Annotated in this window: 7 protein-coding genes; 2 read left to right on the forward strand and 5 right to left on the reverse strand. The window is 64.0% G+C overall.

Annotation, left to right across the window (positions count from 1 at the left end; all coding sequences use genetic code 11):
- The first annotated feature begins 279 nt into the window (after window positions 1-279).
- Entirely contained in the window at window positions 280-1,212 is a 933-nt protein-coding gene (locus AC4DF4_RS17365) for a cytochrome-c peroxidase (RefSeq protein WP_490049371.1), read from the forward strand.
- The gene (locus tag AC4DF4_RS17370; protein ID WP_490049372.1) at window positions 1,209-2,705 is read left to right on the forward strand and encodes a sulfatase-like hydrolase/transferase; all 1,497 of its coding nucleotides are present in this window, start codon (window positions 1,209-1,211) and stop codon (window positions 2,703-2,705) included. Before AC4DF4_RS17365 ends, AC4DF4_RS17370 begins: the two co-directional genes overlap by 4 nt.
- Window positions 2,706-2,721: 16 nt before the next feature.
- Here the strand turns inward: AC4DF4_RS17370 and AC4DF4_RS17375 are convergent, their stop codons facing one another.
- The 5 genes from AC4DF4_RS17375 to AC4DF4_RS17395 all read right to left on the reverse strand — a co-directional run bounded on the left by AC4DF4_RS17375 (window position 2,722) and on the right by AC4DF4_RS17395 (window position 6,652).
- Window positions 2,722-3,102: an RNA-binding S4 domain-containing protein gene (locus AC4DF4_RS17375; RefSeq protein WP_490049373.1), complete on the reverse strand. Its 381-nt coding sequence runs from the start codon at window positions 3,100-3,102 to the stop codon at window positions 2,722-2,724.
- Between the two features lie 55 nt (window positions 3,103-3,157).
- Complete coding sequence (locus AC4DF4_RS17380) at window positions 3,158-4,582, reverse strand: GTPase domain-containing protein (RefSeq protein WP_490049374.1); 1,425 nt, start codon at window positions 4,580-4,582, stop codon at window positions 3,158-3,160.
- 22 nt (window positions 4,583-4,604) lie between these two features.
- A complete protein-coding gene (locus AC4DF4_RS17385; protein WP_490049375.1) occupies window positions 4,605-6,065 on the reverse strand; it encodes a hypothetical protein in 1,461 nt (486 codons plus the stop codon).
- 103 nt (window positions 6,066-6,168) lie between these two features.
- On the reverse strand, window positions 6,169-6,360 hold the full coding sequence (locus tag AC4DF4_RS17390) for a hypothetical protein (protein WP_490049376.1): 192 nt from the start codon (window positions 6,358-6,360) through the stop codon (window positions 6,169-6,171).
- Window positions 6,361-6,439: 79 nt separating this feature from the next.
- Window positions 6,440-6,652 carry a S1 domain-containing protein gene (locus AC4DF4_RS17395; RefSeq protein ID WP_490049377.1) on the reverse strand — a complete coding sequence of 71 codons (213 nt, stop codon included), beginning with the start codon at window positions 6,650-6,652 and terminating at the stop codon, window positions 6,440-6,442.
- Window positions 6,653-6,854 lie beyond the last annotated feature (202 nt).

The following is a 6,854-nucleotide window of genomic DNA, read 5'->3' on the forward strand; positions in this document are numbered from 1 at the left end:
ATCCAGAGCCGGAACATCCGGTCGCTGACGCGACTGTTGCGCAGCACAATGTCGTAACCCGCACCGACTAACAATAAATGGATGGCGTTGAGACGCCGGAACACCTTGTTGTCACATCCACAATCCAATGCAACTTCGAGTTCTTCGAGCGTGCAAGTATCGGGATTAGGGAGCTGGTGAGGGCGAGCGATTCGAGAGTGTCGAGTGATTCAAACAGTCGTACCAGTCTTTCGTGAGAGTTTCGGAAATTATTTTTGGCAAAGGGTCTACCGTTTCGCCATGAGCCGGACTTTTCCCGTGCCGGATTTGCCGCGTGACAACCCACTCATCGAAGAACGCGTCGCGCTTGGCGAGAAGCTCTTCCACGACACCGCCATCTCGCGCGATGGCAGCGTCTCCTGCGCGTCCTGCCATCACGCGGACTCCGCCTTCACCGACCGCCTCCCGCTGATCATCGGCATCGACGGCAAAATGGGCGATCGCAACTCCATGCCACTTTTCAATCTCGCCTGGAAACGCGAGTTCTTCTGGGATGGCTGCGCGCCATCGCTGCGCGAGCAAGTCCTCATGCCGATCGCGGATCACCGCGAAATGGACGAGTCGCTGGAGAACGTCAGCAAGAAGCTAACAAAATCACCCTGCTACGCCCGCCTGTTCGGTGCCGCCTTCCGGTCGGAAGGCATCACTGCGGAAAAAATCGCCCTCGCCCTCGAACAATTCCTGCTCACCCTCAGCGCCCGCGACGCGAAATTCGACCAAGCCATCAGTGGTAAAACCAAGCTCACCGAACAGGAAACCCGCGGTTTCGAGCTCTTCATGACCGAATACGAACCGCGCACCGGACAGTTCGGGGCCGATTGTTTTCACTGCCACGGAGGCGCCCTTTTCAGCGACCATCAATTCCACAACAACGGCCTTTCCGGCGACGACCGCGGCCGCGCGAAAGTCACCGGGTCCGCCGCCGATCACGGCAAATTCGCAACTCCGAGCCTGCGCAACATCGCCCTCACCGCTCCCTACATGCACGACGGCCGCTTCGCCACGCTAGAAGAAGTCGTCGAGCATTACAGCAGCGGCGTCCAGCGCAGCCCGACCCTCGATCCGAACCTGGCGAAGCATCCGGCAAACGGCCTGAACCTCGCCACCGCCGACAAGGCCGCTCTAGTCGCTTTCCTCAAAACCCTAACGTCGGCAGAATCCCCCGCCCCATGAAATTCCTCCTCTTTCTCGCAATGACCGCGGCCGCCACGGCGGGAAACAACGTCCTGCTCATCATCGCGGACGACTACGGCGTGGATGCCCAGTCACTTTACAATCCCGGCGGAACCACCGCGCCCACGCCGAACATCAACTCGCTCGCCGCCAGCGGTGTCCGCTTCACCCAAGCCTATGCCTGCCCGGTTTGCTCCCCCACGCGAGCCACCATTCTGACGGGCCGGCTCGGTTTCCGCACCGGGGTCGGCGACGTGGCTTCAGCGGCAAGCTCGCTCACCAGCGCCGAACTGACCTTGCCGGAAGTCATCACCCAAAACGACAATCTCAGCATCGCGGCAGCTTCATTTGGCAAATGGCATCTCAGCAACGGCACGCCGGCCGCTATCAGAACTTTTCCCAACACTATCGGTGGCTGGCCTCACTATGCGGGCGCCACCTCCGGCGCGCTAACCGACTATTCCAATTGGACCAAGACCACCAACGGCGTCAACACCACCAGCACCGCCTATGCCACCACCGACGTGGTGAACGACGCCGTCACGTGGATCAACGCGCGCAACACCGCCGGGCAGAAATGGCTCGCATGGGTCGCCTTCAACGCGCCCCACTCGCCGTTCCACGTTCCCCCGGTGAACCTTCACAGCTACGGGGCGAATCCCCCCACCAACTCGCTCAAATACCGCGCCGCCATCGAGGCGATGGATACGGAAATCGGCCGCTTGCTACTATCCATCAATCCCGCCACCACCGACATCATCTTCATCGGTGACAATGGCACGCCCGGCCAAGTCATCCAAGCGCCTTACGACAGCACCCACGCCAAAGACACGCTTTACGAAGGCGGCACGCGCGTGCCCTTCATCATCAAGGGTCCCAGCGTGAACTCCGGCGGACGAACCGATTCGTCACTGATCCACGTCGTCGATCTTTTCATTACCATGCTGGAACTCGCCGGCGTCCCGCGGCCCGCCACGGTGACGCTCGATTCCAAAAGCCTGCTACCCATCCTCGCCAACCAAGGCGACACCTCCCGCACCCGCCTCTACGTCGAGCAGTTCGACCAAGCCGCCCCCACCACCGGCGGCCGCGCCATCCGCGACGACCGCTACAAGCTCATCCGTTTCAATACCGGCATCGATCAATTCCACGACATTTTAACTGACCCGTCGGAAACCACCAACCTCCTCGCCAGCGGCATCGCCTCCATGAGCGCCACCCATCAGACCTACTATCACCGCCTCCGCTTCAATCTCGGCAGCTACACCACCGCCGCCGCGGCCTCCCCGCTCGGCCACGCCGCGAACACCAACGGATTCGCCCTCACCGTTCCGGAAAACCCCGCCGCCACCCAGACGATGTGGCAAAGCATCGACCTGGATTTCTGGCAGCCCGTCAGTGGCGCCAGCCGCAGCGCGAGCAACGGGATACTCACCTTCAGCGCTCCCCCGCCGCTGCCGGAAAAATGCTTCTACAGCGTCCTGAACGAGTAGTCGTTCGCAGACGGCGTCAATCCCAGAACCCGTGGATCTTGTCGATTTCCCGGCGGTCGCGCTTCGTCGGCCGCCCCTTGGCCGCCTCCTGTTTCGCGATCTGCCAGAGTTTCAAGGCCTCGTAGATTTCCGGCTTCGTCAGATCCTCGTAACACGCCTGCGCCTCGGGAGCTCCCACCCGCTTGACGATCACCGCCTTCACCGAGATCTGCCGCACTCCCGGCCCTTCCACGAAGGGGACTTCCAACAGATCTCCCGGCTGCACCGGCGAGGCCGGCTTGAGCGGGTGGCCGTTGCGCTTGAGCTTGCCGGTCGCGCACGCGTCCCCCGCCAGCCCGCGGGTTTTGAAAAACCGGGTGGACCACAGCCATAGATCGGCACGGACGGATTCGGACACGGCGGGAAATTGCCGCAAATCCGGGAAACACGCAACCCCCGTCGCTCCGCCACCTTCAGCTTTCCTCCGGATCGCGGCTGTTCGGATAGAGGTGGTTCAGGATTTCGCGGAGCTGGGATTCCATCAGCGCCTGGATGGCATCGAGCTCGCTGGCGGCGAGGGCGGCCGAAATTTCCTTGCGGTGATTTGCGGTCCAGTCGTCGATGAATTTCTGCCACTGCGCGGGCCACGCGGAGGGGATCGGCTCCTCCCAGCGGCCTTGGCCGCGGCCGACGTGGGCGATCATGAGGTAGCGCAGGGCGGAGGCCTGCCATTCGTCTAGCAGGAATTTCTCGCTCCATTGCAGGCGGTTCACGCCGTCGTCGCCCTTCATTTTTTGATAACCGTAACCCAGCGCGTAGGCGGCGAGGCCGCCGATGAACGCGCCGGCCACGGTGCCCCCGCCGAAGCTGAGGCCGCCGGCGTGGACGTCCGCGATGAGTCCGCCGATCACGCCGGAGCCGATACCGCCGAGGATGGCCCACACTTCCGGCGGAGCGTCGGGGTCGCGGGCGCGGAGGCCGTCCACCATCGATTCCACGCGGTCGCGAGGCACGCCTTCCAAGCCGTGCGCGGCGAGCAGTTGGACCATCGTCTGGTGGCTGCGCTCGACGAGCGACGCGGTGAGCGCGGCGCGGGCGCGCTCGTTTTGCGGAGTGGGCTTGCGGGTGGCGAGGGCGACCGCTTGTTCCACGAGCGATTCCTTTTCCACCACCGCGCGGTCGGTGGCGGTGGCGGCGAGGGCCTTGGCGAGCAGGTGGATCGTGTTCGTGAAAACCGCGTCGTGGTGGACTTGTTTCCACGAGGAAACGAGGCGCTCGAAGTGCGGGCGATTTTCATCCGTTAGCAGCGGGGCGATGCGCTGGAAGAGCAGGGATTCCTGCACCCAGCAACGCATCCAGCCGTCGAGCGGCATGGCGTCGCGGACGAAGGGGAATTCCGCGAGGGCGTCGCGCCAGCCTTGGACGAGCACGCGGTCGCGCTTGTCGTCGGGCAGGCCGGTTTGATTGAGGAGCAGGAAAACGGGCTTGCCGATGCAGCCGAGAATTTCCATTTCCGCGCGCACTTCCGGGCTGCCGGCGGGGTCGGCCTGGGCGTCGAGCAGATAGAGCACGACGTCGGCGTCGTTTTTCGCGTTGAGCAGGCATTGCTGGCTGCACCAGAGCGGCCGGTCGGCCCACCGGTCAAAGGTGCCTAGCAGCCAGGCGACGATGCCGGTGCGCCGCAGCCGCTGTTTGAGACGCACCGAATCGCCGAAGCCGGGCAAGTCCCATAACACCACCTCCGCCTGCTCGTCCTTGGCCATGACGTGGCCGTCCGCGATGTCGGTGACGTGCGGCCGGTCATCGACCACGCCGATGTCGCGGCGCAGCAGCGTGCGGGCGAGCGTGGTTTTGCCGAGGTTCGTGTGGCCTGCCAGACTGATTGCGATGCGTTGCATGAGATTGGGGAGGTTAGAAAATTCATTCGATCCGGCGCAAGAAGTCGGGCGGCGCGAGGGAAGGGTCCACGGTCGCGCCGTCTTGCAGCGGGAGGAGCGAAAATTTCCGGGCTTGCGCGAGTTCGGACCAGGCGCTGATGCGGGCATCGAGGCGGCGGGCGGCGAACTTCGCGCATTCGAGAGCGACGAGCAGGCCGCCGGGTTCGTCGGAAAACCGCGCCCACACGGATTCTAGCAACACGCCGTGCACTTCGCTTTCCGGAGTGGCGTGCGCGTCGAAGACCAGCAGCGCGCCGCCGCAATCCGCGGCACGCGACCAGAGACCGTCCCAGACCGCGTCCTCGTCGCCATAGGCCGCGCACGGCATCCAACAGGCGCGGGCGTTTTGCCCCCATGCTTCGCGGACGAGGCGCTCGACGGCGTCATGCCAGGGGCCGGCTGTGATGGTGACGGGGGTTTTGAAACCGAAGGGCAGCACGGCGATTCCGAGATTGGCGCCTTGTTTGGCGAGGGCGAGCGTCCGGCGCAGGTAGGGATCCTTGCGCGTCCAAGGCGGCGGCGTGGCGCGGTTGCGGGCGGAACGGATGCCGGAAACCATGGCGAGAACCAGACGTGGCAGGACGATCCACCCGCACAGCGTGACCGCGTAAAGATGAATCCACGGCCCGGCGGGAACGCCCTCGCGGGAGGCCGTGCGCCGCAGCAACTCCCATGCCTCGTTAGACACTGGCAGCGTGATGCCGGTGATCCGCGAGGCGGGGCCGAGGAGCATTTCCAGAAAGGCGCTCACCCCGCGCGCGTCGAGCCAGGTGCTTTCCCAGCCGGCGAGATAGCCGGTGAAGAGGCCGCGGAAATAGACGGCGGCGAGCAGGCCGAGCGTGAAGCAGGCGCTGCCGGCGTGAAACCACGAGATGATGGCGGGCGCGCACCAGGATCGCGTCCACGCGGCGACCGCGCGGGCGTAGGCTTCGGCGGGTTTGTTAGCAGGGTGCTTGCCGGCCATCGCGCCTTGGATGCGGTCGGCGAGGGCGGCGATGATCCCGCGCTTGGATGTTTCCCCCGGTTGGTGAAAACGCTCCGCGACTAGCAGGATGTAAACGATCGTGTTCCAAATCAGAACCAGCAGAAACGGCCCGGCGAGCAGATCGAACGAGTGCGAAAGTCCCGCGCCGTGAGACGCCCAGCCGATGACGAGGGCCGCCACACACAAGCCGATGCCCGGCCATTTTAAATCCCGGATCGCGGGGACGGGGCCGACCACTGCCAGCGCGCGATCCCGCAGCAGGCCGGCGCGGATAGAGAGAAATTGCCTCAAGCCGGAGTCTAGCGGAGCGCTTTCGGCGGCGGGCTCCGGTTCGCCGGCGAGGGCGATCGCCCGGCGGGTCGCCTGCTCGCGCTCGGTCCATGGGACCCACTCGCCGCGCGGGTCGGTTTCCTCGGCGGCGCGGACGAGCAGGATTTGGAGAATGGACTCGGGTTTCACGGCTGGGCACAGACTACATGACGGACCGCCACTGCAAACACCGGAAAATCACTTCGGCGAGGGATCTCGCCAATCCTTAATGGCATCGGGCTGAAGTCCTCGACTACATTTCAAAACGGCGCCTCACCCGCCGGTTCCCGAGCTGCGTGGCTGTGGCGTCTGCCCCAGATCGTCCAAGGAGCGTCTCGCTCTCGGAAGGAATCCACACCGTGGCTCCTACATTCTTGGAAACGCTTACGCCGCTCACCGCGCCGTTGAGCGTGTAGGTTCCGTCCTCGGTGATGGCGCTTTTCATGGGGCTTCCGCGCCGGATGTCGATGAATTCCGCCCCCCGAAATCCGGCGAATCCTGTGAGACAGGCAAGAATGCCTGGGTCACGCGCCACCGAGAATGCGCGCCTGGTCGAAATCATAAGCCGTCAACTCGAGCACGACGCGCTCGCCCGTGGCAAAGCCGGCTTTCGCCTCGGTCAGCGGCTTCGAGAGATGGGCGAGGATTTTTTTCCCGTTCGGCAAGGCCACCCGGTAGAGGACGGGGTTGAGGTTTTCCAAAACTTCTCCGACGGCGTGAATCGTGGCATCTGGCATGGCGTGCGGGAGTCTCAGCCGGAAACCCGCTTGCCGACAAGCCCCGCCCGTGCCAAATTTCACGGCCGATTCCGAGGATGGATGATGACCTTGCTTGACGGAAAGCTCAGGAAGACCATCATCCCGCCCGACGCATCAATCCCAAACAGCCTCTCCTCCGCACCACCATGAACCTTCGTTTTCTCACCGGATTTGCCGCACT

The organism is Luteolibacter sp. (assembly GCF_058122085.1).